The 25,029-nt window shown below is 72.2% G+C and carries 24 protein-coding genes, 1 pseudogene and 1 riboswitch; of the genes and pseudogenes, 11 read left to right on the top strand and 14 right to left on the bottom strand.

Features of this window, described 5'->3' with window-relative positions:
* The first annotated feature begins 81 nt into the window (after nucleotides 1-81).
* A complete protein-coding gene (locus EV292_RS06180; RefSeq protein WP_243693675.1) occupies nucleotides 82-2,097 on the top strand; it encodes an AsmA family protein in 2,016 nt (671 codons plus the stop codon).
* Nucleotides 2,098-2,185: 88 nt separating this feature from the next.
* Here EV292_RS06180 and EV292_RS06175 read toward each other — a convergent pair.
* Together EV292_RS06175 and EV292_RS06170 are read right to left on the bottom strand one after the other, a co-directional pair.
* A pseudogene (locus EV292_RS06175) lies at nucleotides 2,186-2,854 on the bottom strand (NAD(P)-binding domain-containing protein); the annotation flags it as partial.
* Nucleotides 2,855-2,905: 51 nt separating this feature from the next.
* Nucleotides 2,906-3,733 carry an inositol monophosphatase family protein gene (locus EV292_RS06170; protein ID WP_132908338.1) on the bottom strand — a complete coding sequence of 276 codons (828 nt, stop codon included), beginning with the start codon at nucleotides 3,731-3,733 and terminating at the stop codon, nucleotides 2,906-2,908.
* Between the two features lie 47 nt (nucleotides 3,734-3,780).
* Here EV292_RS06170 and EV292_RS06165 point away from each other — a divergent pair, with 47 nt between their 5' ends.
* The 3 genes from EV292_RS06165 (at nucleotide 3,781) to EV292_RS06155 (ending at nucleotide 5,891) form a co-directional block, all read left to right on the top strand.
* Nucleotides 3,781-4,647 carry a sterol desaturase family protein gene (locus EV292_RS06165; RefSeq protein ID WP_132908337.1) on the top strand — a complete coding sequence of 289 codons (867 nt, stop codon included), beginning with the start codon at nucleotides 3,781-3,783 and terminating at the stop codon, nucleotides 4,645-4,647.
* Nucleotides 4,604-4,942, top strand: coding sequence for a DUF2141 domain-containing protein (locus EV292_RS06160; RefSeq protein WP_132908840.1), 339 nt, complete (start codon nucleotides 4,604-4,606; stop codon nucleotides 4,940-4,942). The genes EV292_RS06165 and EV292_RS06160 overlap by 44 nt, the downstream gene beginning before the upstream one ends.
* Nucleotides 4,943-5,012: 70 nt before the next feature.
* Entirely contained in the window at nucleotides 5,013-5,891 is an 879-nt protein-coding gene (locus tag EV292_RS06155) for a MipA/OmpV family protein (RefSeq protein ID WP_243693639.1), read from the top strand.
* Nucleotides 5,892-6,105: 214 nt separating this feature from the next.
* Here the strand turns inward: EV292_RS06155 and EV292_RS06150 are convergent, their stop codons facing one another.
* The 3 genes from EV292_RS06150 to EV292_RS06140 form a co-directional block, all read right to left on the bottom strand.
* A complete protein-coding gene (locus EV292_RS06150) occupies nucleotides 6,106-7,542 on the bottom strand; it encodes an NAD-dependent succinate-semialdehyde dehydrogenase (protein WP_132908335.1) in 1,437 nt (478 codons plus the stop codon).
* 66 nt (nucleotides 7,543-7,608) lie between these two features.
* The gene (locus tag EV292_RS06145) at nucleotides 7,609-8,322 is read right to left on the bottom strand and encodes an anti-sigma factor (RefSeq protein ID WP_132908334.1); all 714 of its coding nucleotides are present in this window, start codon (nucleotides 8,320-8,322) and stop codon (nucleotides 7,609-7,611) included.
* Nucleotides 8,312-8,881, bottom strand: coding sequence for a sigma-70 family RNA polymerase sigma factor (locus tag EV292_RS06140; protein ID WP_347812574.1), 570 nt, complete (start codon nucleotides 8,879-8,881; stop codon nucleotides 8,312-8,314). The genes EV292_RS06145 and EV292_RS06140 overlap by 11 nt, the downstream gene beginning before the upstream one ends.
* 132 nt (nucleotides 8,882-9,013) lie before the next feature.
* Here EV292_RS06140 and EV292_RS06135 point away from each other — a divergent pair, with 132 nt between their 5' ends.
* The 3 genes from EV292_RS06135 (at nucleotide 9,014) to thiC (ending at nucleotide 13,278) form a co-directional block, all read left to right on the top strand.
* Nucleotides 9,014-10,033, top strand: a complete 1,020-nt coding sequence (locus tag EV292_RS06135; protein ID WP_132908333.1) for a ferritin-like domain-containing protein — start codon at nucleotides 9,014-9,016, stop codon at nucleotides 10,031-10,033.
* Between the two features lie 58 nt (nucleotides 10,034-10,091).
* On the top strand, nucleotides 10,092-11,177 hold the full coding sequence (locus EV292_RS06130) for a ferritin-like domain-containing protein (RefSeq protein ID WP_132908332.1): 1,086 nt from the start codon (nucleotides 10,092-10,094) through the stop codon (nucleotides 11,175-11,177).
* Nucleotides 11,178-11,267: 90 nt separating this feature from the next.
* A riboswitch (TPP riboswitch) is annotated at nucleotides 11,268-11,379 on the top strand.
* Nucleotides 11,380-11,418: 39 nt separating this feature from the next.
* On the top strand, nucleotides 11,419-13,278 hold the full coding sequence (gene thiC / locus EV292_RS06125) for a phosphomethylpyrimidine synthase ThiC (protein ID WP_132908331.1): 1,860 nt from the start codon (nucleotides 11,419-11,421) through the stop codon (nucleotides 13,276-13,278).
* A gap of 40 nt (nucleotides 13,279-13,318) precedes the next feature.
* Here the strand turns inward: thiC and EV292_RS06120 are convergent, their stop codons facing one another.
* The 8 genes from EV292_RS06120 to hemC all read right to left on the bottom strand — a co-directional run bounded on the left by EV292_RS06120 (nucleotide 13,319) and on the right by hemC (nucleotide 19,116).
* Nucleotides 13,319-13,588 (bottom strand): Txe/YoeB family addiction module toxin, encoded by a 270-nt coding sequence (locus EV292_RS06120; RefSeq protein ID WP_132908330.1) that lies wholly within the window; start codon nucleotides 13,586-13,588, stop codon nucleotides 13,319-13,321.
* Nucleotides 13,585-13,839 carry a type II toxin-antitoxin system prevent-host-death family antitoxin gene (locus EV292_RS06115; protein ID WP_132908329.1) on the bottom strand — a complete coding sequence of 85 codons (255 nt, stop codon included), beginning with the start codon at nucleotides 13,837-13,839 and terminating at the stop codon, nucleotides 13,585-13,587. The genes EV292_RS06120 and EV292_RS06115 overlap by 4 nt, the downstream gene beginning before the upstream one ends.
* Before the next feature lie 42 nt (nucleotides 13,840-13,881).
* A complete protein-coding gene (gene ung, locus EV292_RS06110; protein ID WP_132908328.1) occupies nucleotides 13,882-14,571 on the bottom strand; it encodes a uracil-DNA glycosylase in 690 nt (229 codons plus the stop codon).
* A 1-nt stretch (nucleotide 14,572) separates the two neighbouring features.
* Nucleotides 14,573-14,875: an alkylphosphonate utilization protein gene (locus EV292_RS06105; RefSeq protein ID WP_132908327.1), complete on the bottom strand. Its 303-nt coding sequence runs from the start codon at nucleotides 14,873-14,875 to the stop codon at nucleotides 14,573-14,575.
* 127 nt (nucleotides 14,876-15,002) lie between these two features.
* Nucleotides 15,003-16,574, bottom strand: a complete 1,572-nt coding sequence (gene purH / locus EV292_RS06100) for a bifunctional phosphoribosylaminoimidazolecarboxamide formyltransferase/IMP cyclohydrolase (RefSeq protein WP_132908326.1) — start codon at nucleotides 16,572-16,574, stop codon at nucleotides 15,003-15,005.
* 61 nt (nucleotides 16,575-16,635) lie between these two features.
* Entirely contained in the window at nucleotides 16,636-17,505 is an 870-nt protein-coding gene (locus tag EV292_RS22520) for a hypothetical protein (protein WP_165927035.1), read from the bottom strand.
* Nucleotides 17,506-17,547: 42 nt separating this feature from the next.
* Nucleotides 17,548-18,207, bottom strand: coding sequence for a uroporphyrinogen-III synthase (locus EV292_RS06090; protein ID WP_132908324.1), 660 nt, complete (start codon nucleotides 18,205-18,207; stop codon nucleotides 17,548-17,550).
* Nucleotides 18,208-18,213: 6 nt separating this feature from the next.
* On the bottom strand, nucleotides 18,214-19,116 hold the full coding sequence (gene hemC, locus EV292_RS06085) for a hydroxymethylbilane synthase (protein WP_279432403.1): 903 nt from the start codon (nucleotides 19,114-19,116) through the stop codon (nucleotides 18,214-18,216).
* Between the two features lie 136 nt (nucleotides 19,117-19,252).
* On the opposite strand from hemC, the gene tsaD reads away from it, so the two are divergent.
* Entirely contained in the window at nucleotides 19,253-20,278 is a 1,026-nt protein-coding gene (gene tsaD, locus EV292_RS06080) for a tRNA (adenosine(37)-N6)-threonylcarbamoyltransferase complex transferase subunit TsaD (RefSeq protein WP_132908322.1), read from the top strand.
* Complete coding sequence (locus EV292_RS06075) at nucleotides 20,275-21,252, top strand: NAD(P)H-dependent glycerol-3-phosphate dehydrogenase (RefSeq protein ID WP_132908321.1); 978 nt, start codon at nucleotides 20,275-20,277, stop codon at nucleotides 21,250-21,252. The genes tsaD and EV292_RS06075 overlap by 4 nt, the downstream gene beginning before the upstream one ends.
* A gap of 51 nt (nucleotides 21,253-21,303) precedes the next feature.
* Here the strand turns inward: EV292_RS06075 and EV292_RS06070 are convergent, their stop codons facing one another.
* Entirely contained in the window at nucleotides 21,304-22,530 is a 1,227-nt protein-coding gene (locus EV292_RS06070) for a cyclopropane-fatty-acyl-phospholipid synthase family protein (RefSeq protein WP_132908320.1), read from the bottom strand.
* Nucleotides 22,531-22,627: 97 nt separating this feature from the next.
* On the opposite strand from EV292_RS06070, the gene thrC reads away from it, so the two are divergent.
* Nucleotides 22,628-24,025 carry a threonine synthase gene (gene thrC, locus EV292_RS06065; RefSeq protein WP_132908319.1) on the top strand — a complete coding sequence of 466 codons (1,398 nt, stop codon included), beginning with the start codon at nucleotides 22,628-22,630 and terminating at the stop codon, nucleotides 24,023-24,025.
* A 7-nt stretch (nucleotides 24,026-24,032) separates the two neighbouring features.
* On the top strand, nucleotides 24,033-24,902 hold the full coding sequence (locus EV292_RS06060) for a class I SAM-dependent methyltransferase (RefSeq protein WP_132908318.1): 870 nt from the start codon (nucleotides 24,033-24,035) through the stop codon (nucleotides 24,900-24,902).
* Nucleotides 24,903-25,029: the final 127 nt, after the last annotated feature.

Raw genomic sequence — 25,029 nt, 5'->3', positions numbered from 1 at the left:
AGCGGGGCAGGGGACGGCCCACCCCCGTCTCCACCCCCCGCCGCACGACGGCGCGCGCGTGGCTGGCGGATCGCGCGCAACGTGCTGCTCGGGCTGGTGGCGCTGCTCGTCGCGATCTGGCTGGTGCTGTATGTCACCAAGGGGCGTTTCCTCAAACGCCCGTTCGAGAACGTCGTCGGCAAGCTGATCCACCGGCAGGTGACGGTCGGCGGCGACTTCCAGCTCTATTTCGCGCCGCTCCAGATCAAATTCTACGCCGAGAGGCTCGCGATCGCCAACCCGGGGTGGGCGACCCGGCCCAACCTGTTCGCCGCGGAGCGGATCGACTCGCGGATCGCGCCGCTGTCGCTGCTGTTCGGCAAGCGCCGGCTCTACTGGCTGGACCTCGTGAATGGCGCGGTCGATCTCGAGTGGGATCCCGCGCACACGCGCAACACCTGGACCTTCAGCGAGGACAAGGGCTCGGGCAAGCCGCTCGACCTGCCGCGGATCGATCACGCCACCGTCACCGGCACGCAGGTGCGTTACCGCGATCCGCGGATGCGGTTGCTCGCCGACCTCAAGCTCGACACGATCCGTTCGACCGACGCGCGGGTCGGCCAGGCGGTGGGGCTGACCGGTACCGGCCAGCTTCGCGACACCCCCTTCACGCTGGCGGCGCGGCTGCTCTCGCCCGACGCGACCGTGGCGCGCGGCCGCAACGCGCTGGTGGCGCGCGCGCGCGCGGCGGGCAACACCGTCGACGTCGCCGGCACGCTGCCCAGCCTCGCCGAGTTCCAGAACGTGCCGCTGGCGGTGCGCGCCACCGGGCGCAACCTCTCGACCCTGCTCGACGTGATCGGCGTGGCGATCCCCAATACCCGCACCTACCGCCTCCGCGCGCAGCTGGTGCAGAGCGGCGACGCGTATCGCTTCACGCGGCTGCGCGGCACCTTCGGGGACAGCGACGTCGCCGGGCGGCTGACCATCACCAACGGCACGCGGCTCCACCTCGACTCGGAACTGACGACGCGCCGGCTCGACATCGTCGATGCCGCGCCGTTCATCGGCTACAATCCCGATATCGTCGCGGAGAAGGGCGCCGTCGCCGCCGCCGCCGCGACCGGGGCGGCGCCCGCGCGCATCCTGCCCGACGCCGCGCTGCCGGTGGCGACGATGCAGCGCTTCGATGCCGACCTGAAGTGGCATATCGGCGTGGTGCGCTCGCGCCGCGTGCCGATCTCCGACATCGACATGGTGCTCGATCTCGAGCGCGGCCGGCTGGCGCTATCGCCGCTCACCTTCGCGATGGCGCGCGGCAACGTCGCCGCCGACGCGGTCTTCGACACGCGCGCGCGGCCCAGCGCAGTCAGCTACGACATCCGCCTCGCGCCGACGCCGATGGGGCGGCTGCTCGCCGGCTATGGCGTCGCCGAATCGGGCACCTCGGGGACGATCCGCGGGCGGGTCCAGCTCGCCGGGCGCGGCGACACGATCCACGACTCGCTCGCCAGCGCGCGCGGGCGGATCGCCTTCGTGATGCCCGCGGGGACCTTGTGGACGCGCAACGTCGAGCTCGCCGAGATCGACCTCGGCACCTTCGTGCAGAAGATGTTCGAGCAGGAGCTGAAAGAGCCGGTGCAGATCAACTGCGGTCTGGTCGCCTTCACCGTGCGCGACGGCGTCGCCGCGACCGACCCGATCCTGATCGACACGAGGAAGAACGTCATCCTGGCGCGCGGCGGATTCAGCTTCAAGACCGAGGCGCTCGATCTCGCCTTCAAGGCGGACGCGAAGAAGTTCAGCCTGTTCTCGGGCCAGTCGCCGGTCGGGCTGGGCGGACATTTCGCCAAGCCCGAGCTCGACGTGATCTCGCCCCAGCTGGTGGCGCGCGCCGGCGTCGGACTCGGGCTGGCGGTGGTGGCGACGCCGGTCGCGGCGCTGCTGGCGTTCGTCGACCCGGGTGACGCCAAGGCGGCGCAATGCGGCCCGATCCTCGCGGGCAAGACCGCCGCGGCACAGCGCGACGACAAGGGCGAGCCGCGCACCGACGTCGGCACCGGCACCACCAGCAAGACGGCGGCGCCCAAGCGAAAGAAGTTCCTGGGGATCTTCTAGCGCGTGATCGGCCTGGCATGAACCAGCGGGGTGCTCCTGCGGACGCAGGAGCAGGGTTCACCGGGGCGAACCAGCCTCTGGCAAGCGATCACCGCCACGACCCCTCGGGCAGATCGACGTCGCGCTCGGCGGCGTCCAGTGCGGCGACGAGCCCGGCGCGATCGTGCGGCACGCAATAGGCCGGCTTGGCGCGCTCGAAGCGCCATCCCTCGGCGAGCGGCCCGGCGTCCACCGCGGCATAGCCGATCGAGCCGTGGAGCGCGGCCACCTGCGCGCACGCCCCCTCGTCGTCACCCGCGAGTGGCAGGGCGCGCCGCGCGCCGCCCGGCAGCAGCGGCGCCGCACGCAGGTCGCGGGCGAGGATGGCGTTGAACGCCTTCACCACCGTCGCCGCGGGGAAGTGCCGCGCCACCATCTCGCTGGTGGTGGTGGAGCGTGAATCGAGCGCGGCGATCTGCCCGTCGCGTGCGGGATAGTAATTGTTGGCGTCGGCGATCACCCGGCCGGCGAGCAGCTGCGGCGCGAGCGCGAACACCGCGGCGAAGGGGATGGCGAGGACCACCAGCTCGGATAGCGCGGGCACGTCCGCCGCGCGCGCGGCGGTGCAGCCGATCGTCGCGGCGAGATCGTAGATCGTCTCGGGCGCGCGCGAGTTGGCGAGCGTCACGTCATGCCCCGCCACCACCGCGCGCCGCGCCAGCGCCTGGCCGACCTGGCCCGCCCCGATGATCCCGACCCGCACGCTCGTTCCCTCCGCGCCGCTCTTCGACGCTTTATAGGCGCGTGCCGGCGACCGCGGTGCGACGGCTCAATGATCGTGCGCGTGATCCGCGTCATGGTCGTGCGCGCCGTGGAGCGCCTCCAGCACGTCGTCGGTGCGCGCCGGGTCGCCGATCGCGAGGACGTGGCCCGCGCTCGCGCTGGTCAACGGGTCGCCGTTCCAGTCGCACATCCGCCCGCCCGCGCCCTCCACCACCGGGACCAGCGCGGCGAAATCGTAGAGCTGCAGCCCCGATTCGCACACCACGTCGAGGTGTCCGCTCGCCAGCAGCCCGTAATTGTAGCAGTCGCCGCCATAGACCGGCCCCTGCCGCGGCGCGCCGCCGCTCGCCGCCGCGACCAGCGCCATGTAATGCGGCACGTCGCCCTCGGCGAAGAGGTGCGGGCTGGTGGTGGCGACGATCGCCCCTTCCAGCGCGGCGCAGGCGCGCGCGCGCGCCGGCGCGCCGTTGAGCAGGGTCGGCTGGCCGGTGACGCCGATCCAGCGCTCGCGCTGCACCGGCTGGTCGATGATGCCGAGGATCGGCCAGCCGTCCTCGACCAGCGCGATCAGCGTGCCGAAGATCGCGCGCCCCGCGGTGAAGCTGCGCGTGCCGTCGATCGGGTCGAGCACCCATTGCCGCCCGGTGACGCCCTCCTTGGTGCCATGTTCCTCGCCGACGATGCCGTCGCCCGAGCGCTCGGCGTCGAGCAGGCGGCGCATCGCCTCCTCGGCCTCGCGGTCGGCGCGGGTGACGGGCGAGCGGTCGGCCTTGAGCTCCAGCCCGGCCGGCTGGCGGAAATAGGGCCGGATCACCGCGCCGGCGGCGTCGGCGAGGCGGTGGGCGAGCGCGATGTCATCGGGGCGGACGGGCATAGACCCTGCCTATCGCGCGCGGCGGCGCTAGGCTAGAAGCCGCGGCCATGGACGCGATCGTGGCTATCCTGCTGTCGGCGCTGGCGATGACCCTCATCGTCGGGGTGCGCTACCTGCTCGCCAGCGGCGGCTTCGCGCTCGCCACGCGCTGGCGCCATCGCGATCTCTACGCCGGGCTCGACCCGCAGATCCGCCGCGAGATCGGCTGGAGTCTCGCCTCGGCCGCGATCTATGGCGTGCCCGCGGGCATCGTCGCCTGGGGATGGCGCACGCACGGCTGGACGCGGATCTATTCGGACGTCCATGCCTTGCCCTTGTGGTACCTCCCGCTCTCCGTGCTGCTCTACCTGATCGCGCACGACAGCTGGTTCTATTGGACGCACCGCTGGATGCATCGGCCGCGCGTGTTCAAGCTGGCGCATGCGGTCCATCACGCCAGCCGCCCGCCCACCGCCTGGGCGGCGATGGCCTTTCACCCGATCGAGGCGGTGACCGGCGCTGTTGCCATTCCGCTACTGGTCTTCGTGATTCCGATCCATGTCGCCGCACTCGGTCTGGTGCTGACGATCATGACCGTTATGGGGGTAACCAACCACATGGGGTGGGAGATGTTCCCGAGGTTCATGTGGGGGGGGCGCGTCGGCGGCTGGTTGATCACGGCCAGCCATCATCAGCGGCATCATGAGCGATACGGGTGCAATTATGGGCTATACTTCCGCTTCTGGGACCGTGTCTGCGGCACGGACGACGGGCTCGGCGATTTCACGCGTGCGCATCGGCAGGCACGGGCGCGCGCTGGTCGCGGCCCTGTTGCTGGCGCCGCTGGTGAGCAACGCGCCGGTCGGCTCGCTGGACGTGGAGATCGCGCAGATGCGCTCGGCCAAGGGCATGATCCGCGTCTGCCTGACCGCTGACCCCGCCAATTTCCCCAATTGCGTCGACGATCGCGACGCGGTGACGCGCTCGATCCCCGCGGGCCAGCATAGCCTGCGCTTCGCGGCGCTGCCGCGCGGCGATTATGCGGTGGCGGTGATCCACGACGAGAATGGCAATGCCAAGCTCGACACGTTCGCGGGCATCCCCAAGGAAGGCTTCGGCTTCTCGAACAATCCCGCGATCCGCTTCGGCCCGCCGCGCTTCAAGGCGGCGCGCTTCACGCTCGCCAGTGATGCAGAATCGCAACAGGTACGGATGCGTTACATCCTCTGACGCGACGCGCGGACCCAAATCGGCCCCTGGCAGTTACGCGCCCAGCATAAGAACATCAGGGGTTTCCATCTTGCGCGTCCTTCATCACGCGGTTCTCGCCGTGGCGCTCGCGGGCGGCGGTCTTCTCGCCGCGCCGGCGGCGCTGGCCCAGAGCGTCCCGGCCGAGCCCAACCCCACCCCCGATCCGGGGGCGGTGGGCGACACGGTCACCGTCGCGCTGGCGGGCGCCTATCTGCCCGATTACGAGGGGTCGAACGACTATCGCCTCGTCCCCGGTCCCGCGGCGATCGGCTCGATCCACAATTTCTCGTTCACGGTGCTGGGCAATCGCGCCTCGGTCGACCTGCTCCCCAATCCGACCGGCCCGAGCTGGGATATCCAGGCGGGGCCGATCGGCGTGATCAACTTCAACCGCAGCAACGACAAGGCGATCGACGACCGCCGCGTCCGCGCGCTGGGCGAGCGCGACACCGCGGTGGAGCTGGGCGGCTATGTCGGGCTCGGCAAGACCGGGGTCCTCACCAGCCCCTATGACAAACTCTCGGCCTCGCTGAGCTATCGCCACGATGTCAGCGGGGTTCACCGCAGCGGCATCTGGTCGCCCTCGGTCAATTACTTCACCCCGCTCAGCCTCAAGGCCGGCGTCGGCCTGTTCGCCTCGGCCGAGCGCGTCGAGCGCGGCTTCGCGCGGACCTATTTCGACGTCGACGCGGCGGGCGCGGCGGCGAGCGGGCTGCCGCAGTTCCGCACGCGCGGCGGGTGGAAACATTATACGCTCGGCCTCGCGGGCACCTATTCGCTGACGGGCAACCTGCTGCACGGCTGGAAGGCGATCGGCGGCGTCACCTACAAGCGCATGCTCAACGACTTCGGCGACTCGCCGGTGGTGTCGGTGGCGGGCTCGCGCAACCAATGGCTCGCCGCGCTCGGGATCGGCTACACCTTCTGAGGGGCGGGTTGGGCTCCCGCGGCGGAGGTGGTTCGCTACTCCACGCGCGGACCCGAACGACGCGGCCCACTCGATACTCTGTCCCTCCGTCATCCCGGCCTCGAGCCGGGATCCATTTCTCCGCAAGAGCAACGGCTTCGTCGTGCGCGGCGTCATGGATCCCGGGTCAAGCCCGGGATGACGAAGGGTGAGATCGACGGCGTCGTGCGTAATATCAGGCGATATGCACCGCCTTGGTGACGAGGTGCGCCGCGATCCCCTCGGGGCCGTCCTCCGAGCCGAAGCCGCTGTCCTTCACCCCGCCGAACGGCGCGTCGCCCCAGCTCAGCCGGACGGTGTTGATCGCGACCATCCCCGCCTCGATCTCGTCGCCGAGCCGGTTCTGCAGGCGGCCGTTCTCGGTGAAGCAATAGGCGCCCAGGCCGTAGGGCAGGCGGTTGGCCTCGGCGATGGCGTCGTCGACGCTGGCGAACGAGCCGATCAGCGCGACCGGGCCGAACGGCTCCTCGTTCATCGCGCTGCTCGACAGCGGCACGTCGGCCAGCACCGTGGGCGTGAAGAAGAAGCCCTCGCCCTCGCCGCGCGCGCCGCCGGTGAGCAGCTTGGCGCCGGCGCCGACCGCCTGCTCGACCAGCCCGGCGATCGCCTCGGGGCGGCGCGGGTTGGCCATCGGCCCCATCTGCGTCGCCTTGTCGAGCCCGTTACCCAGCTTCAGCGCCTTGGTGCGCTCGGCGAAGCCCTGCGCGAACCGCTCGTAGATGCCCTGCTGGACGTGGAAGCGCGTCGGCGCCACGCAGACCTGGCCGGCGTTGCGGAACTTGTGCGCCACCAGCGTGTCGAGCGTGCGCTCGAGGTCGCAGTCGTCGAACACCAGCACCGGGCCGTGCCCGCCGAGCTCCATCGTGCTCTTCATCACCGTGTCGGCGGCGAGCTTGAGCAGGTGCTTGCCCGCCGGCACCGAGCCGGTGAAGCTGAGCTTGCGCGTCACCGGCGAGGCGAGCAGGTGGCGCGACACCGCGTCGGGCACGCCGAAGACCAGCTGCGCGACGTCGCCCGGCAGGCCCGCGTCCTGGAAGCAGCGCAGGATCGCCACCGCGGCGCCCGGGGTCTCCTCGCTCGGCTTGAGGATCACCGAGCAGCCCGCCGCGATCGCGGGCGACAGCTTGCGCACGGGGTTCATCACCGGGAAGTTCCACGCGCAGAAGGCCGCGACCGGGCCGACCGGCTGGTGCAGCACCAGCGAGCGCGTGCCGGTCGGGCGCGGCAGCACGCGGCCGTAGATGCGCACCGCCTCGCCGGCGTGGAAGTCGAGCAGCGCGGCGGTCGCCAGCACCTCGCCCTTGGCCTCGGCGAAGGGCTTGCCCTCCTCCAGCGTGGCGAGCCGCGCGAGCTGGTCGGCGCGCTCGCGCACCAGCACGGCGGTGCGCGCGAGGACCGCGGCGCGCTCCTGCGGCGCGGTCGCGCGCCACGCGCGGAAGCCGCGCTCGGCCGCCTCGAGCGCACGGTCGAGGTCGGCGGCGGTGGCGAGCGGCAGCGCACCGATCGCCATACCATCGGCGGGGTTGAGCACCTCCTGCGTGTCGCGTCCGGCGGTGATCCACTCGCCCGCGATATAGAGGCCGAGCGGGATGTCGTAGGGGGAGTCGGTCATCGTCGCTTCCGTCCGCGTGAGGGGGATGCGCGTGCTATAGCGATGCGTCGCGCCGCCGTCGCGCCCTCAGCCCTCGGCCAGCGCCCCCGCCGCGACCACCGGCCCCGTCGGTGCGGTGCCCGGCGACCCGCCCGGCGGCTCGATCGACACCGCCAGCGTGGTGCCGGGGCGCAGCAGCGCGCGCCGCGCCGGTGCGACGGTCAGCCGCGTCGGCGCGTCCGGCGCGAGCAGCCCCAGCGCGACCGGCGCGCCGCCTGCCGCGATCGCCCACAGCTCGGCGCTGCGCCCGCGCGGCACGGTCGCGGCGGCGACGCGGATCTCGCCGCTCGTGCGATCGACGGTGGCGGCGAGCGGCGCGCGCCCCGGCGCTTCCGCCCCGGCGGGCACCACCAGAGCGGCGAGCAGCGGCGCCGCGCGCGTCGGCGCGGGCGGGGGAAGCGGCGGGGGCGCGCGCAGCGGCCCGAGCAGCAGCGCGACCAGCGCTGCCGCCAGCCCCGCCAGTGCGGCGAGACCGCGGCGGCGCCAGCGCGTCCGCGGCGCGGCGTCGCGCGGCGTCGCGCCGGGAGACTCGATCGCGGCGAGGACGCGCGCCTCCAGCGCGGCGGGCGGCGCCACCTCGGGATAGGCCAGCGCGAGCGGTGCGAGCCACGCGGTCCAGCGCGCCACCTCCGCGGCGAAGGCCGGATCCGCGGCGAGTCGCGCCTGCGCCGCGACGCGCTCTGCGCCGTCGAGCACCCCGAGCGCCAGCTCGGCCGCGAGCGCGCGATCGTCAGGCGTCATCGCTGAGACACTCGCGCAGCCGCAGCAGCGCGCGGCGGATCAGGCTCTTCATCGTCCCCAGCGGGGTGTCGGTCCGCGCCGCCAGCTCGGCATAGGTCGCGCCGTCGAAGAAGGCGGCGCGCACCGCATCGCGCGGGCGCTGGTCGAGCGACTCGAGGCATTCGGCGATCCGCGCCTGCTCCTCGGTCGCGAGCAGCAGCGCGTCGGCGCGCGGCGCTGGGTCGGTCGGCGCCTTCGCCTCGTCGAGCGCAGCGTGCGGGTGCTGGCGGCGGCGCCAGTCGACCGCACGATTCCGCGCGATGGCGGCCAGCCAGGTGATCGGGCTCGATCGGCCCGGCTCATAGCCCGCGGCACGGCGCCACACCTGGACATAGACGTCCTGCAACACGTCCTCCGCCGCCTGTTGATCGCCGCAGATACGCACGCAGATGCCGAACAGCTTCGCCGAGGTCAGCCGATACAGCCGTTGAAAGGCGTCGCGATCCTCGGCCGCGACCGCCAGCATCACGCGTACCAGCTCGGCACGCCGTGCCGCCGCGTCGGCAGGTGCGGCCGTCACGGCTTGGCAGCGCCCGAATAATCCGCCACTCGCTGCATCTTTCGGGTCGCTCCGCTGGTACCTTGTCCATCCTGATGTCGGTCAGGACGCGTGGCAAGGGGCGGCGTCGGGACAATTAGGAAAGGGCCTGTCATGCCGGATCGTCAACCGTTGATGGAGACGCTCGAGGCGCGCGCGCGCCGCCGCGACTCGCGCCGCGATTTCTTCGCGCAGGTCGTGGGCGCCGCGGCGGTGGGTGCCACCGCGATCGCCGCCAGCGCGCAGGCGCAGACCACCCCCTCGCCGACGCCCACCGCGACCTTCACCGAGGCGGATGTGCTCAACTTCGCGCTCAACCTCGAATATCTCGAGGCGAACTACTACGCCTTCGCCACCACGGGTGCTGCGCTGGCGGCGGCGGACATCGGCGGCAGCGTCGGCACCGCGGGCACTGCCACGGGCGGGCGCGCGGTCACCTTCAGCGATCCGCTCGTGGCGCAATATGCGCGCGAGATCGCCGCAGACGAGCTGGCGCACGTGCGCTTCCTGCGCAGCCAGTTCAGCGACGTCACGCGGGTCGCCCAGCCCGCGATCGATCTCGGCACCGCGGCCAACGGTGCGTTCAGCAACGCCGCGCGCGCCGCCGGGCTGGTCGGTGCGGGCGTGAGCTTCGATCCTTATGCGTCGGACGAGAACTTCCTGCTCGGCGCCTTCCTGTTCGAGGACGTCGGCGTCACCGCGTACAAGGGCGCCGCGCCGCTGCTCTCCAACGCGACCTATCGCGAGGCCGCCGCGGGGATCCTCGCGGCCGAGGCCTATCACGCCTCGATCATCCGCTCGGTGCTGTACCGCAAGGGATTGCAGGCGCCGTCGCGTCAGCTGATCGAAGCCACAACCGGGATCGCCCAGGCGCGCGACCGGCTCGATGGCGCCCCCACCGCCGACCCGGTCCGCGGCATCGCGCCCAACGACGACCAGGGTATCGCGCCCACCACCAGCGCCGACGGCGACGTGTCGAACATCATGCCGCTCAACGAGAATGGCATCGCCTACAGCCGCTCGGCGCCGCAGGTGCTCAACATCGTCTACCTCAACGCGGCGGCGGTGAGCAGCGGCGGCTTCTTCCCCGCCGGGGTCAACGGCAACATCAAGACGAGCGCGGCATCGGGCTGAGCCACATGCGTGCCCCCGCTCGCCTTCACTTCATTGCCCTGTCAGAGGGACCGTCATCATGATCAAGGACTCCGTCTTCGCCGCGCTCGAGCTCGCCAATGCGCGACGCGCCGAGCGCCGCCGTTTCCTCAAGCTCGCCGGCGCGGGCACTGCCGCGGTCGGCGGGCTCGCGTTGCTGTCCGCCTGCGGTGGCGACGACGACGACGACACGCCGTCGCCCACCCCGTCGCCGACGCCGACTCCCTCCACCAGCGGGGTCGCGACCGACGTCGGCATCCTCCAGCTCGCGCTCAACCTCGAATATCTCGAGGCGCAATTCTACTCGATCGCGGCGTTCGGGCGGCGCCTGCCCGAGGCGAGCCTGACCGGCTCGATCGGTACGCGCGGCGACGTCACCGGCGGGCGGCAGGTGACGTTCAGCGACCCGGTGATCGCCTCCTACGCGCGCGAGATCGCGGGCGACGAGATCGCGCACGTCAACGCCTTGCGCGCGGTGCTCACCGCGGCGGGGTCGACGCTGGTGATCGCGCAGCCCGCGATCAACATCGACGGCGGCGCCACCGGCGCCTTCACCGCGGCGGCGCGCGTGGCGGGGCTGGTCGACAAGGACACGGGCGTGTTCGATCCCTATGCCAGCGACGATAACTTCCTGCTCGCCGCCTTCCTGTTCGAGGATCTGGGCGTCACCGCCTATAAGGGCGCCTCGCCGCTGATCAGCAGCGCGACCTATCTGGAGGCGGCGGCGGGGATCCTCGCGGCCGAGGCCTATCACGCCGGGCTGATCCGTACCGAGCTGTTCGCGCGCGGCATCCCGGCGCGCGCGGCGGCCAACGCGATCTCGAACGCACGTGACTCGTATGATGGATCGCCGCGGCCGACCGACACCGACCGCAAGGACCTCGACCAGGGCATCACCACCAACCCCGATGGGTCGAACGACGCCACCGTCAATGGCAGCGGCGTCGCCAATCTGGTGCCCACCGATACGAACGGGATCGCCTTCAGTCGCTCGTCGGCGCAGGTGCATAACATCGCCTATCTGCGCCGCGACGCCGGCATCGGCGGCGGCTTCTTCCCGGCGGGGACGAACAATTCGATCGAGGCGCTGCGCACCAGCGGCACTTTCCCGCTGCCGACCACCTGACCGGCGATCGCGTCGAACGGGGGCGGTGCGTCGGTTCGCCGACGCGCCGCCCTTTTTGCGTTGGAGCCGCGCGCGCGAGCCGCTATGATCGCCACTTCCCCGGGGGACCGCCGATGCCGCGGTTGAGAGGAGGGTGGCAACCCTCGACCCGCCGAACCTGATCCGGTTGACACCGGCGTAGGGAGTGGAGCGGCGTCCCCTCGGGCCAACCGTCTTCCCCCACGATGAGAGGAGAAGACGCATGGCCGACGTCCCCGCCCGTACGGAAATCGGTGTCACCACCGGCCCGATCCGCGGCTCGCGCAAGATCCATGTCGGGCCGCTCGGCGTGGCGATGCGGCAGATCCAGCTCGAGCCCGGTTGCGGCGAGCCGCCGCTCAACGTCTACGACACTTCCGGCCCGTACACCGATCCGGCGGCGGCGATCGACATCATGGCGGGCCTGCCCGCGCGCCGCACCGCCTGGATCGAGGCGCGCGGCGACGTCGAGCGCTATGACGCGCGCGAGATCCGCCCCGAGGACAACGGCCAGCTCGGGCCGGACCGCTCCGGCGGCGTCCAGCCCTTCCCCAACGTCAACAAGCGCCCGCTGCGCGCCAAGGCGGGCGGCAACGTCAGCCAGATGCATTACGCCCGCCGCGGCATCATCACGCCCGAGATGGAATATGTCGCCACGCGCGAGAATCTCGGGCGCGAGATGCTCGCCGAGTACGTCCGCGACGGCGAGAGCTTCGGCGCCGCCATCCCCGACTACGTCACCCCCGAGTTCGTCCGCGACGAGGTGGCGCGCGGGCGCGCGATCATCCCCTCGAACATCAACCACCCCGAGAGCGAGCCGATGGCGATCGGGCGCAACTTCCTGGTCAAGATCAACGCCAACATCGGCAACAGCGCGGTGGCCTCGAACGTGGCCAGCGAGGTCGACAAGCTCGTCTGGTCGATCCGCTGGGGCGCCGACACGGTGATGGACCTCTCCACCGGGCGCAACATCCACGACACGCGCGAGTGGATCATCCGCAACTCGCCGGTGCCGATCGGCACGGTGCCGATCTACCAGGCGCTGGAGAAGGTCGGCGGGATCGCCGAGGAGCTGACCTGGGAGATCTTCCGCGACACGCTGATCGAGCAGGCCGAGCAGGGCGTCGACTATTTCACCATCCACGCCGGGGTGCGGCTGCCGTACATCCCGATGACCGCCAAGCGAGTCACCGGGATCGTCTCGCGCGGCGGCTCGATCATGGCGAAATGGTGCCTCGCGCATCACAAGGAATCGTTCCTCTACGAGCGGTTCGACGAGATCACCGAGATCATGAAGGCCTATGACATCGCCTATTCGCTGGGCGACGGCCTGCGCCCCGGCGCGATCGCCGACGCCAACGACGAGGCGCAGTTCGCCGAGCTCTACACGCTCGGCGAGCTGACCAAGCGCGCCTGGGCACAGGACGTGCAGGTGATGATCGAGGGCCCCGGCCACGTGCCGATGCACAAGATCAAGCAGAACATGGACAAGCAGCTCGAGGCGTGCGGCGAGGCGCCGTTCTACACGCTCGGGCCGCTCACCACCGACATCGCGCCGGGCTACGACCACATCACCTCGGGCATCGGCGCGGCGATGATCGGCTGGTACGGCACCGCGATGCTCTGCTACGTCACGCCCAAGGAGCATCTGGGGCTGCCCGACCGCGACGACGTCAAGGTCGGCGTGGTGACGTACAAGCTGGCGGCGCACGCGGCGGATTTGGCGAAGGGCCATCCGGCGGCGAAGCTGCGCGACGACGCGCTGTCGCGGGCGCGCTTCGAGTTCCGCTGGCGCGACCAGTTCAACCTGTCGCTCGATCCCGACACGGCCGAGTCGTACCACGACCAGACGCTGCCCGCCGAGGGGGCGAAGACGGCGCATTTCTGCTCGATGTGCGGGCCGAAATTCTGCTCGATGAAGATCACGCAGGAGGTTCGCGATTTTGCGGCGAAGCAGAACGCACCGGTGGCGAGCTTCGTCGCGGCGGAGGACGCCGAGGCGGGGATGGCGGCGATGAGCGAGCGGTTCAAGGAGACGGGCGGGGAGGTTTACGTCGGCGCGGGCGGGCGCGAACACGACTGATGCTATCCGCGGCCGGACCTCCTCCGGCCGCGGGACGGTTTCATCGATAGTGATAGCGACAGCTCAGTATCTCGAGTGCCTGTGTCGCACCGCTACCGCTTACCCGATAGACCAGTCGGTGCTCGCCGCTAATCCGGCGTGACCACCAGCCCTTGAGGCTCTGCTTGAGCGGCTCCGGCTTACCGAGCCCCGTGAAGGGATGGCGCCTCGCATCCTCTACCAGTGCATTGATGCGCTGCGCTGTCGCGGCGTCCTCGTGCTGCCACGCGACATAGTCGAGCCACGCCTCGCGATCGAACACGCTCCTCAAGGACGGAGCAACTCGTGCTCCTCGCCCTCGCCAGTGGTGAAGCGGGCGATGCCGTCCAGCAGCCGCCTCGCATTCTCCGGCGAAGAGAGCAGGTGCATGGTCTCTTGCATGCCTTCCCACTCGCTTTGCGCCACCAGCACCACACCCTCGCCGGCGGGACGAACAATCTGCAGCGGCGCCTTGTCGGCGACGACCCGGTCCAGCACGGCCTTCAGGTTCGCACGCGTCTCGGAGACGGTCAGTGTTTCCATGCTCAAGGCGTACAACATCCTGTACAAACCTACAACACGCACTCAGCTCGCCCAGGCGATGCGCCCCTGCCCGCGCGCCTCCAGGAACGCGTTCGCCTGGCTGAACGGCTTCGCGCCGAACCAGCCCTTGTACGCCGACAGCGGCGAGGGATGCGGCGCACACAGCACCAGGTGGCGCCCCATCGCATCCACCGCGCGCACCAGCCCCACCTTGGCCTGGGCGTGCGCGCCCCACAGCAGGAACGCCACCGGCTCCTCCTTCGCCGCGACCGCGCGGATCACCGCGTCGGTGAACGCCTCCCAGCCGCGCGCGCGGTGCGAGGCGGCGCGGCCGCTCTCCACCGACAGCACCGTGTTGAGCAGCAGCACGCCCTGCCGCGCCCAATGCTCGAGCGAGCCGTCGCGCGGCGGCGCGGCGCCGAGGTCGCTCGCCAGCTCCTTGTAGATGTTGACGAGGCTCGGCGGCGGCTTCACCCCCGGCGGCACCGAGAAGGCCAGACCATGCGCCTGACCCGGCCCGTGATACGGGTCCTGCCCGAGGATCACGACGCGCACCGCCGAAAGGGGCGTCAGCTCCAGCGCGCGGAAGCGCGCCGCCGCCGACGGGAAGATCGCCTTGCCCGCCGCCGCCTCGTCGCGCAGGAACGCCTGGAGCGCGGCCATCGTCGGGCAGGCCAGCGCGGCGGCGAGCGGCGCCTCCCAGCTCGGATCGAGGCGCGGCGGCCAGCTCATCTCAGCGCTTGCGCACGAACTCGGCGCGCAGCACCAGCCCCTTGATGCCGTCGAACTTGCAGTCGATCTCCTGCGCGTCGCCGGTCAGCCGGATCGACTTGATCAGCGTGCCGCGCTTGAGCGTCTGGCCCGCGCCCTTCACGTCGAGGTCCTTGATCAGCGTCACCTGGTCACCGTCCGCCAGCAGGTTGCCGACCGAGTCGCGCACCTCCACCGTCGTCGCGGCGGCCTCCTTCTCCGCCAGCGCGGCGGCGCTGACCCATTCGCCGCTCTCCTCGTCGTAGACGTAGTCGTCGTCGCTCATGCTCGGTCCTTCTTCCGTTCGTGCTCCTGCGGGAGCAGGAGCCCAGAGCCGCGCGCGTTACGCCCAGCAACACTGGGTTCCTGCGTGCGCAGGAACACGGGCGCGCTAGCACGCACGCCCCACCACCTCAGTGGCGGAAGTGGCGCATCCCGGTGAACACCATCGCCAGCCCGGCGGCGTCGGCGGCGGCGATCACCTCCTCGTCGCGGATCGAGCCGCCCGGCTGGATCACCGCGGTGGCCCCCGCCTTGACTGCCGCCAGCAGCCCGTCGGCGAAGGGGAAGAAGGCGTCCGACGCGACCGCCGAGCCGATCGTGCGCGGCTCGGCCCAGCCGGCCTTGTCGGCGGCGTCCTTCGCCTTCCACGCAGCGATCCGCGCCGACTCCAGCCGGTTCATCTGCCCGGCGCCGACGCCCGCGGTAGCGCCATGCTTGGCATAGACGATCGCGTTGGACTTGACGTGCTTGGCCACCGTCCAGGCGAACAGGCAGTCGGCCAGCTCCTGCTCGCTCGGCTGACGCTTGGTCACCACCTTGAGGTCGGCGCGCGCCACCGCGCCGCCGTCGCGCGACTGGACCAGCCAGCCGCCCGCGATCGATTTGGCGGTCAGTCCGTCGCGGCGCGGGTCGGGCAACGCGCCGGTGAGCAGCAGCCGCAGGTTCTTCTTCGCCGCGAACAACGCCAGCGCGTCGTCGTCGGCGTCGGGCGCGACCACCACCTCGGTGAAGATGCCGGTGATCGCCTCGGCGGTGGCGCGGTCGAGCGCGCGGTTGACCGCGATGATGCCGCCGAACGCGCTGACCGTGTCGCAGGCGAAGGCGGCCTGATAGGCCTCGGCCAGCGTCGCGGCGGTGGCGACGCCGCACGGGTTGGCGTGCTTGACGATGACGCAGGTCGGCCCCGCCTCACGGAACTCGGCGACCAGCTCCAGCGCCGCGTCGGCGTCGTTGTAATTGTTGTAGCTCAGCGCCTTGCCCTGGACCTGCCGGGCCTGGCCGATGCCCGCGACGCCGTCGGACGACGCGTAGAAGGCGGCCTGCTGGTGCGGGTTCTCGCCGTAGCGCAGCGCCTCGCCGGCGCGGCGCAGCGTCAGCGGCAGCGTGGCGGGGAAGGCCTCGCCCTGATCGGTCCCTGCGAACCAGCGCGCGATCGCGCCGTCATAGCCGGCGGTGAGCGCATAGGCCTTGGCGGCGAGCCGCTTGCGCTCGGCCAGGTCGGTCTCGCCGCGCGCCACCAGCGCGTAATCGGCGGGATCGGTGACGATCGCGACATAAGCGTGGTTCTTCGCCGCCGAGCGCACCATCGAGGGGCCGCCGATGTCGATATTCTCCACCACCTCGTCGCGGCCGGCGCCCTTCGCCACGGTCTGCTCGAACGGGTAGAGGTTGACGACGACGAGGTCGATCGCGCCGATGTCATGCTCGCGCATCGACTGGGCGTGCGCCGCATCGTCGCGCACCGCGAGCAGCCCGCCATGCACCTTGGGGTGGAGCGTCTTGACGCGCCCGTCCATCATCTCAGGAAAGCCGGTCAGGTCGCTGATGTCGCGCACGTCGAGCCCGGCGTCGCGCAGCGCCTTGGCGGTGCCCCCGGTCGAGACCAGCTCGACCCCCTTGGCGGCGAGCGCGGTGGCGAGGTCGACGATGCCGCTCTTGTCGGAGACGGACAGGAGCGCGCGGCGGATCGGGATGATGCTCATGCGCGCGCGCTTACGCGGGCGGGCGCGGTGGCTCAAGCGCTTGTGCGGCGGCTTCGTGCACTCAGTTCGCGGGCGGGGGCGCGGGCTCGGCGACACCGTCGCCCGCGGCGCCGTCGGGCGCCGCGGCGGGCGGTATCGCCCCGCCGGCCGCGGTGGCGGCGCCGGTGATCGCGGCCGACTCGAGCGAGTCGAGCGCCGCGCGCGCCTCGACGTAGCGCCGCGCCGCCGCGGTCCAATTGCCCGCATTGGCCGCGCCGGGCAGCCGCTCGACCTCGGCCAGCGCGGTCTCGACATTGCCGCTGCCGAGCTGGCGCCGCGCGCGCGCCAGCCGGTCCGACGGCAGCGGGGAGGGCGTGCCGGCGCGGTGGATCACCACCAGGCTGCGCAGCTCGCTGCCGATCCCGGCCCACCAGTCGCTCTGCGTCGCGAGCAGCGTCGGCGCGGCGGCGTTGAGCCCTTCGCGCAGATCCTCCAGCGTCACCGGCGTGCGCGCGTTGCGGATCACATTGTTGACCTCGCGCGGGAAGCTCGCACCGAAGCGGCGGCGCAGCTCGCCCTCGAGATAGCCCAGCCCGACCCCGCGCTCCAGCGCGCGCCGCGCCGCGAAGGTGATCAGGATCGCCTCGGCGCGTCCGGCATGGCCCTCGGCCTGCGCGCTCTCGCCGTCGATCCGCGCCGCGCGCGCCTCCAGATTGGCGAGCTGCGCCGCGAGTGCCGCCTCGCGCAAGGCCAGCGTCGCGAGGTCCGGGGTGATCGGCGCGGGCGCGGGGCTAGGCGCGGCGGTCGGGGTCGAGGTGCGACCCCACAGGCCGTCGCGCATGGCATAGGCCATCAGCCCGAGCCCGATCGCGAAAGCGATCAGCGCGATCACGATCACCGGACCCATCCGCGATCGCTGCGCGTCGCGCGCCGTGTCCATCACCTCGCTCATCGCGCTTCCTCGCCGTCGAGCGCCCTTATCCCCACGCGCGCGTCACGGGTCAATCGCGAGGCGCACTGCCGCCTCGACCAGCGCCAGGTCGGTCGGCGCGGCGGCGATCTCCGCGCTGTGCCAGCCCACGCCCGCCGCGGCGAGCACCGCCGCACTCAGCGCCGCGAGCCGCACGCGCTCGCGCGGCAGCGCGGCGGCCAGCGCGGCGAAGCGCGCGGCCGCGCGCGGCGAGTGGAGCAGCACCACCGCGTCGCGCGCGGCGTCGAGCGCGGCGGGGGGCGGCACCACCGCGACGCTGGCGTAGACGACCACCGCGGGCAAGCTCAGTCGCCCGGCGCGGTCGCGCCCGGTGAGGTGGAGCAGCCGCGGATAGGCGCCCGCCTGCGCCACCGCCGCCTGCGCGTCGCCGCTGCCCACCAGCGCGACGGTCAGCCCCGCGGCGCGCGCGGCGCGGGCGGTGGCGGCGCCGACCGCGACCACCGGCAGTTCGGCGAGCCGCGCCAGCCCCGCGCCGGCGTGGCGCGCCGCATTGGCGCTGGTGATCAGCAACGCGTCATAGTCGCGCGGGTCGGGCACCTGCCAGGCGCAGGGGGTGACGCGGAACAGCGGCAGCGCGTGCGCGACGATCCCCGCCGCGGCGAGCGCGGCGCAGGTGTGCGCGTTGCCCGGCTCGGGGCGGAGCACCAGCGCGGCGCGCGGCATCGCCGTTCAGCCGAACAAGCTGCGGATCGAGGCGGGCGCGCGCGCCAGCAGATCGGCGGCGAGCCGGGCGCCGAGCGCGACCGGGTCGTCGCCGCGCGCCTCGCCCGCGACATGCTCGCCGCCGTCGGGACGGAGCAGCTCGGCGCGCAGGCGCAGCCCGTCGCCGTCATGGACCGCCAGCGCCGCGACGGGCGAGTGGCAGTCGGCGGCGAGCGCGGCGAGCAGCGCACGTTCCGCGGTCACCGCGCGATGCGTCGGGGCGTGATCGATCGCGGCCACCGCGTCGCGCGCGGCGCCCTCGGCGCGCGTCTCGACCCCGATCGCCCCCTGCGCCGGCGCGGGCAGCATCTGGTCGAGCGGGACCGCCACCCCGGTGTCGTGCCGTCCGAGCCGGTCGAGCCCCGCCGCGGCGAGCAGCGTCGCGGTCACCTCGCCCGCGGCGAGCTTGCCCAGCCGCGTGTCGACGTTGCCGCGGAACACCACCGGTACGAGGTCGGCGCGCAGTCGGCGGAGCTGCGCGGCGCGGCGCGGGCTGCTGGTGCCCACCCGCGCGCCGGGGGGCAGCGCCGCGACGTGATCGGCACCGATCAGCCGGTCGCGCACGTCCGCCCGCGCCAGCATCGCCGCCACCGCGATCGCGGCGGGGCGCAGCGTCTCGACGTCCTTCATCGAGTGGACGCAGGCATCGACCTCACCCGCGAGCAGCGCGCGGTCGAGCTCGCGCGTCCACAGCGCCTTGCCGCCGATCTCGGCGAGCGCGCGATCCTGCACGCGGTCGCCGGTGGTGCGGATCACGACGATCTCCACCGCGTCCCAGCCGTGCGCCACCGCCAGCGCGTCGCGCACCATGCCCGCCTGGGTGAGGGCGAGCGGCGAGCCGCGGGTGCCGAGCTTGAAAACGGTGGACAAAATAGCGTGGTTCCGGGCGGGAGCGGCGACGTCGCGGTCGTTAGAAGAAAGCGGCCGTGGTTCACAAGCGCCTCGCGACGAGCCGCGCGCGACGCCGCCTTCGACAAGCGCGCGCGCAGCCGCTAGAGCCGCGCGCATGCTGATCCTCGGGCTCGAATCCTCGTGCGACGAGACCGCCGCCGCGCTCGTCACCGGTGACCGCCAGGTGCTGGCGCATCGCCTCGCCGGGCAGGAGGCGGCGCACCGGCCGTTCGGCGGCGTGGTGCCCGAGATCGCGGCGCGCGCGCACGTCGAGGCGCTCGAGCCGCTCGTCGCCGCCGCGCTGGCCGACGCGGGCGCGACGCTCGCCGACGTCGACGCGGTCGCCGCCACCGCCGGCCCGGGGCTGATCGGCGGGGTGATGGTCGGCCTCGTCACCGGCAAGGCGCTGGCGCATGCCGCGGGCAAGCCGCTGATCGCGGTCAACCATCTCGAGGGCCATGCGCTGAGCCCGCGGCTCGCCGACGCCGATCTCGCCTTCCCCTATCTGCTGCTGTTGGTCTCGGGCGGACACTGCCAGCTGCTGCTCATCGAGGGGGTGGCGCGCTATCGCCGGCTGGCCACCACGATCGACGACGCCGCGGGCGAGGCGTTCGACAAGACCGCCAAGATCCTCGGGCTCGGCTTTCCCGGCGGCCCCGCGGTGGAGGCGGCGGCGCGCGACGGCGACCCGCGCGCCGTGCCGCTGCCGCGCCCGCTCAAGGGCTCGGTCGAGCCGCATTTCTCCTTTGCCGGGCTGAAGGCCGCGGTGGCGCGGATGGCGCCGCTCCACTCCGCGGCGGACGTGGCGGCGAGCTTCCAGGCGGCGGTGGTCGACTGCCTGCTCGACCGCACCCGCCGCGCGATGTATCGCGCCGAGGAGGCCAGCGCGCTGGTGGTGGCGGGCGGTGTCGCCGCCAACGGGGCGGTGCGCGCGGCGCTGGAGCGGCTCGCGGGCGAGCGCGGGCTGCGCTTCGTCGCGCCGCCGGCGTGGCTGTGCACCGACAATGCCGCGATGATCGCCTGGGCCGGCGCCGAGCGCTTCGCCGCCGGACTGACCGACCCGCTCGACGTCGCCGCGCGCGCGCGTTGGCCGCTCGACCCCGACGCGGAGAAGGTGCGCGGCGCGGGGGTGAAGGCATGAGCACGATCGGCGTCATCGGCGCGGGCGCCTGGGGCACCGCGCTGGCGCAGGTGGCGGCGAGCAACGGCCATGAGGTGCGGCTGTGGGCGCGCGACCCCGCGCTGATCGCGGCGATCAACGCGACCCACGAGAACGCCGCCTACCTGCCCGGCGCCGCGCTGTCGTCGCGGATCCGCGCGACGACCGATCTCGCCTGGGTGGCCGAGGCCGAGGTCAACCTGATGGTCACCCCGGCGCAGGCGACGCGCGCGGTGCTGGCGGCGCTGCCCGCCCACGCGCAGCCGCTGGTGGTCTGCTCCAAGGGGATCGAGGCCGAGAGCCACCGTCTGATGAGCGAAGTCGCCGCCGCCGAGCATCCGGACTCGCCGGTGCTGGTGCTGTCCGGGCCGACCTTCGCGCACGAGGTCGCGCGCGGGCTTCCCACCGCGGTGACGCTGGCGGGGGAGGATGCCGCGGCGCGCGCGCGCGTCGCCGATCTGATCGCCGCGCCGCACTTCCGCCCTTATGCCAGCGCGGACGTGATCGGCGCCGAGATCGGCGGCGCGATCAAGAACGTGCTCGCGATCGCCTGCGGCGTGGTGGACGGCGCGGGGCTGGGCCAGAATGCGCGCGCCGCGCTGATCGCGCGCGGCTTCGCCGAGATGACGCGCTTCGGCCTCGCCAAAGGGGCGCGCGCCGAGACGCTCGCTGGCCTTTCCGGGCTGGGTGACCTGGTGCTGACCTGCTCGTCCCCGGCGTCGCGCAACTTCTCGCTGGGTGCCGGGATCGGCCGCGGCGAGCCGGTGGCCGCGCTGATGGCGGAGCGCCGCACCGTGGCGGAAGGCGCCTTCACCGCGCCGGTGCTGCGCGAGGCCGCGGCCGCGGCGGGCGTGGAGATGCCGATCACCGCCGCGGTGTGCGCCTTGCTCGGCGGCGCGGAGGTGCGCGGGGTGATCGACGCGCTGCTCGCGCGCCCGCTGCGCGACGAGGGCTGACGGCGTCGAGGGCTGACGCGCGCGCGGGAGCGCTCGGCGGCGCCCCGACGCTCAGCCGCCGCGCAGCCGCTGCTCTTCCGCCATCATGTAATCGCGCGTCAGCGGCAGCGCGAGCCGGTCGCGGCTGAACTGGATCTGGTAGTTCACCAGCGGCCCGTTGGTGAAGGACACGATCGCGCCCGCCAGATAGAAGGTCCACATCCGGAAGAAGCGCTCGTCATAGAGCGCGACGATCGCATCATGCTCGGCGACGGTGCGCGCGTACCAGGCGCGCAGCGTCATCGCATAATGCATCCGCAGCACCTCGACGTCGGTGACGAACCAGCGGATGAACTCGTTGGCCTCCAGCACCTCGGACAGCGCGGGGATATAGCCGCCGGGGAAGATGTATTTGTCGGTGAACTTGTCGGTGAAGTTGGGCCCGTCGGCGCGCCCGATGGTGTGGAGCAGCATCACGCCGTCGGGGGTGAGCAGGTCGCGGCACTTGCTCAGATAGGTGCGGAAGTTACGCACCCCGACATGTTCGAACATGCCGACCGAGACGATGCGGTCGAATGGCCCCTCCAGCGCGCGATAATCGATCAGCTCGAACGTCACCTTGTCAGCGACGCCCGCGTCCGCGGCGCGGCGGCGCGCGACCTTGAGCTGCTCTTCGGAGAGCGTGATGCCCAGTACCTCGGCGCCCGTCTTGGCGTGGATGTACAGCGCCATCCCGCCCCAGCCGCAGCCGATGTCGAGCACGCGCATCCCCGGCTCGATCGCCAGCTTGGCGACGATATGCGCCTTCTTGTCGGCCTGCGCCTGTTCCAGCGTGTTGTTGGGGTCGGTGTAATAAGCGCAGCTGTACTGTTTGTCGGCGTCGAGGAAGAGGTCGTACAGCCGGTCCGACAGATCATAGTGATGCGCGACATTGCGCTTCGACGCCCTGGCCTGGTTGCCGGTGAGGCGGTGGCGGATCTGCCCCTTGAGCGTGCGCCAGCGATTGGCGGCGAGACGGTTGACGCCATTCTCCCAGCGGCTGTTGGCGGTGGCGAGCAGCAGCAGGTCGAGGATGTCGCCCTGCTCGACGATCAGCTTGCCGTCCATGAACGACTCGCCCGCGCCCAGCGCCGGGTCGGCCGCGAGCGCGCGATACACTGAACGATCGGTGATGCGGATCGCGACCTTCTTGAGCGCGGGATCGTCGCTGCCGAAGCTGGCGGTGCTGCCGTCGGGCTTCGTGAGGGTGAGGCGCCCGCGCTTGATCGCGCGGCTGAGGAAGACGTCGATGAGTGCCATACAACGCCTGCTAATAAGGTTGCATCGCGCAATCCATAGCCTCGATGAGTCGGCGAGCGTTGCGCGCGCGCGCGCCGCGCTCTAGGCGACCTTTCCCATGCGCTACGTCAGCACCCGCGGCACCGCCCCCACGCTCGACTTCGCGGCCGCGACGCTCGCCGGCCTCGCCGCCGATGGCGGTCTCTACGTACCCGAGAGCTGGCCGACGCTGTCCGAGGAGCAGATCGCCGCACTGGCGGGCAAGAGCTACGCCGAGACCGCGGCGGCAGTGATGGCGCCGTTCGTCGCAGGGTCGCTCACCGCGGACGAGCTGCGCGCGCTGTGCGACACCGCATACGGCCGCTTCGCGCACGACGCGGTGACCCCGCTCGTCCAGCTCGACCACGACCAATGGCTGCTCGAGCTGTTCCACGGGCCGACGCTGGCCTTCAAGGACGTCGCGCTCCAGCTGCTCGGGCTGCTGTTCGAGCGCTTCCTCACCGGCACCAGCGAGCATCTGACGATCATCGGCGCGACCAGCGGCGACACCGGCTCGGCCGCGATCGACGCGGTGGCGGGGCGCGCGGGCATCGACATCTTCATGCTCCATCCCGAGGGCCGGGTGAGCGAGGTGCAGCGCCGCCAGATGACCACAGTGGGCGCGCCCAACGTCCACAATATCGCGATCCGCGGCGACTTCGACACCGCACAGGCGCTGGTGAAGGCGATGTTCAACGACGCCGCCTTCGCCGGACGCTTCCGCCTCTCCGCGGTGAACTCGATCAACTGGGCGCGGCTGATGGCGCAGGTGGTCTATTATTTCTACGCCGCGGTGCGGCTCGGCGCGCCGGCGCGCGCGGTGGCGTTCAGCGTGCCCACGGGCAATTTCGGCGACGTCTTCGCCGGCTATGTCGCGGCGCGGATGGGGCTGCGGCTGGCGAAGCTGGTGGTCGCCACCAACGTCAACGACATCCTCGCGCGCGCGCTCACCACCGGTGACTATTCCAGCCGCGAGGTCGTGCCCACCGCGACGCCCTCGATGGACATCCAGGTCTCGAGCAATTTCGAGCGGCTGCTGTACGACCTCGGCGGGCGCGACGGCGGCGCGCTGGCGACGCAGATGCGCGGCTTCGAGGCGGAGCGCGCGATGCGGCTGAGCAACGCGCAGCGCGAGGGCGCCGCCGGGCTGTTCGCCGGCGAGCGAGTCGACCCCGACGGCATGGCGCTGGCGATGCGCCACGCCTGCGAGCGCGCCGGCCAGGTGATCGACCCCCACACCGCGATCGCGCTGGCGGCGGCGCGACGTCACCTCACGCCCGACGTGCCGATGGTGACGCTCGCCACCGCGCACCCCGCCAAGTTCGGCGACGCAGTGGAGCGCGCGACCGGGGTGCGCCCGTCGCTGCCGGCGCGCGTCGGCGACCTGTTCGAGCGCGAGGAGCGCTGCGTCACGCTCGACGCCACCTACGCCGCGGTGAGCGCGCATGTCGCCGCGCACGCGGTGCCGCGCGGCTGAGGCGCGCATGGACCTCGTCACGCTCACCGGCGAGCCCTGGGCCGATTACGGGCTGATCGACTCAGGGAGCGGGCGCAAGCTGGAGCGCTACGGCCGCTTCCGCTTCATCCGCCCCGAACCGCAGGCGCTGTGGTCGCCCGCGCGCGACGACTGGCGCGCGCACGGCGCCTTCGTGCCGGGCAGCGACGAGGAGGGCGGGGGCCGCTGGGACTTCAGCGAGCCGGTGCCGCGCGAGGGCTGGCCGCTGGCGTGGGACAAGGTGCGCTTCACCGCGCAGACCACGCCGTTCCGCCACCTCGGCTTCTTCCCCGACATGGCGCCGGTCTGGACGTGGATGCGCGAGCGCGTCGCCGGGCTCGACGCGCCCGAGTGCCTCAACCTGTTCGGCTATACCGGCGTGGGCACGCTGGCGCTGGCGAGCGCGCGCGCGCGGATGGTGCATGTCGACGCCTCGAAGAAGTCGGTCGAGGCGGCGCGGGGCAATGCCGCTCTGTCGGGGCTGGCCGACGCGCCGGTGCGCTGGATCATCGACGACGCCGCCAAGTTCGTCGCGCGTGAGGTGCGGCGCGCGCGGCGCTACGATGCGATCCTGCTCGATCCGCCCAAATATGGCCGCGGGCCGACCGGCGAGATCTGGCGGCTGGAGGAGGATCTGCCGGGGCTGATCGCGGATTGCCGGCGGCTGCTCGACGCCGAGTCGCGCTGCCTGTTCCTCACCGTCTATGCGGTGCGCATGTCGGCGCTGGCGATCGGTGAGATGCTGCGCCAGGCCTTCGCCGACCTGCCCGGCACGGTCGAGGCGGGCGAGCTGGCGGTGCGCGAGGAAGCGCGCGGGCTGGCGCTGCCCACCGCGATCTGGGCACGCTGGTCGCGCTAGCCCGTGATCCACCCGGTGTGAACCAGCGGGGTGCTCCTGCGGACGCGGGAGCACGCGCGTGTTGCGAACGTGGCGGATCTCACCTTCGTCAGCGGCGGCGCGTCCGGCGGGAGGAGGCACGCTCCCT

The organism is Sphingomonas sp. BK235 (genome assembly GCF_004345855.1).
Taxonomy (GTDB): Bacteria; Pseudomonadota; Alphaproteobacteria; order Sphingomonadales; family Sphingomonadaceae; genus Sphingomonas.
The sequence above is the reverse complement of the archived record's forward strand: the minus strand, read 5'-3'. Positions and strand labels throughout refer to the sequence as shown.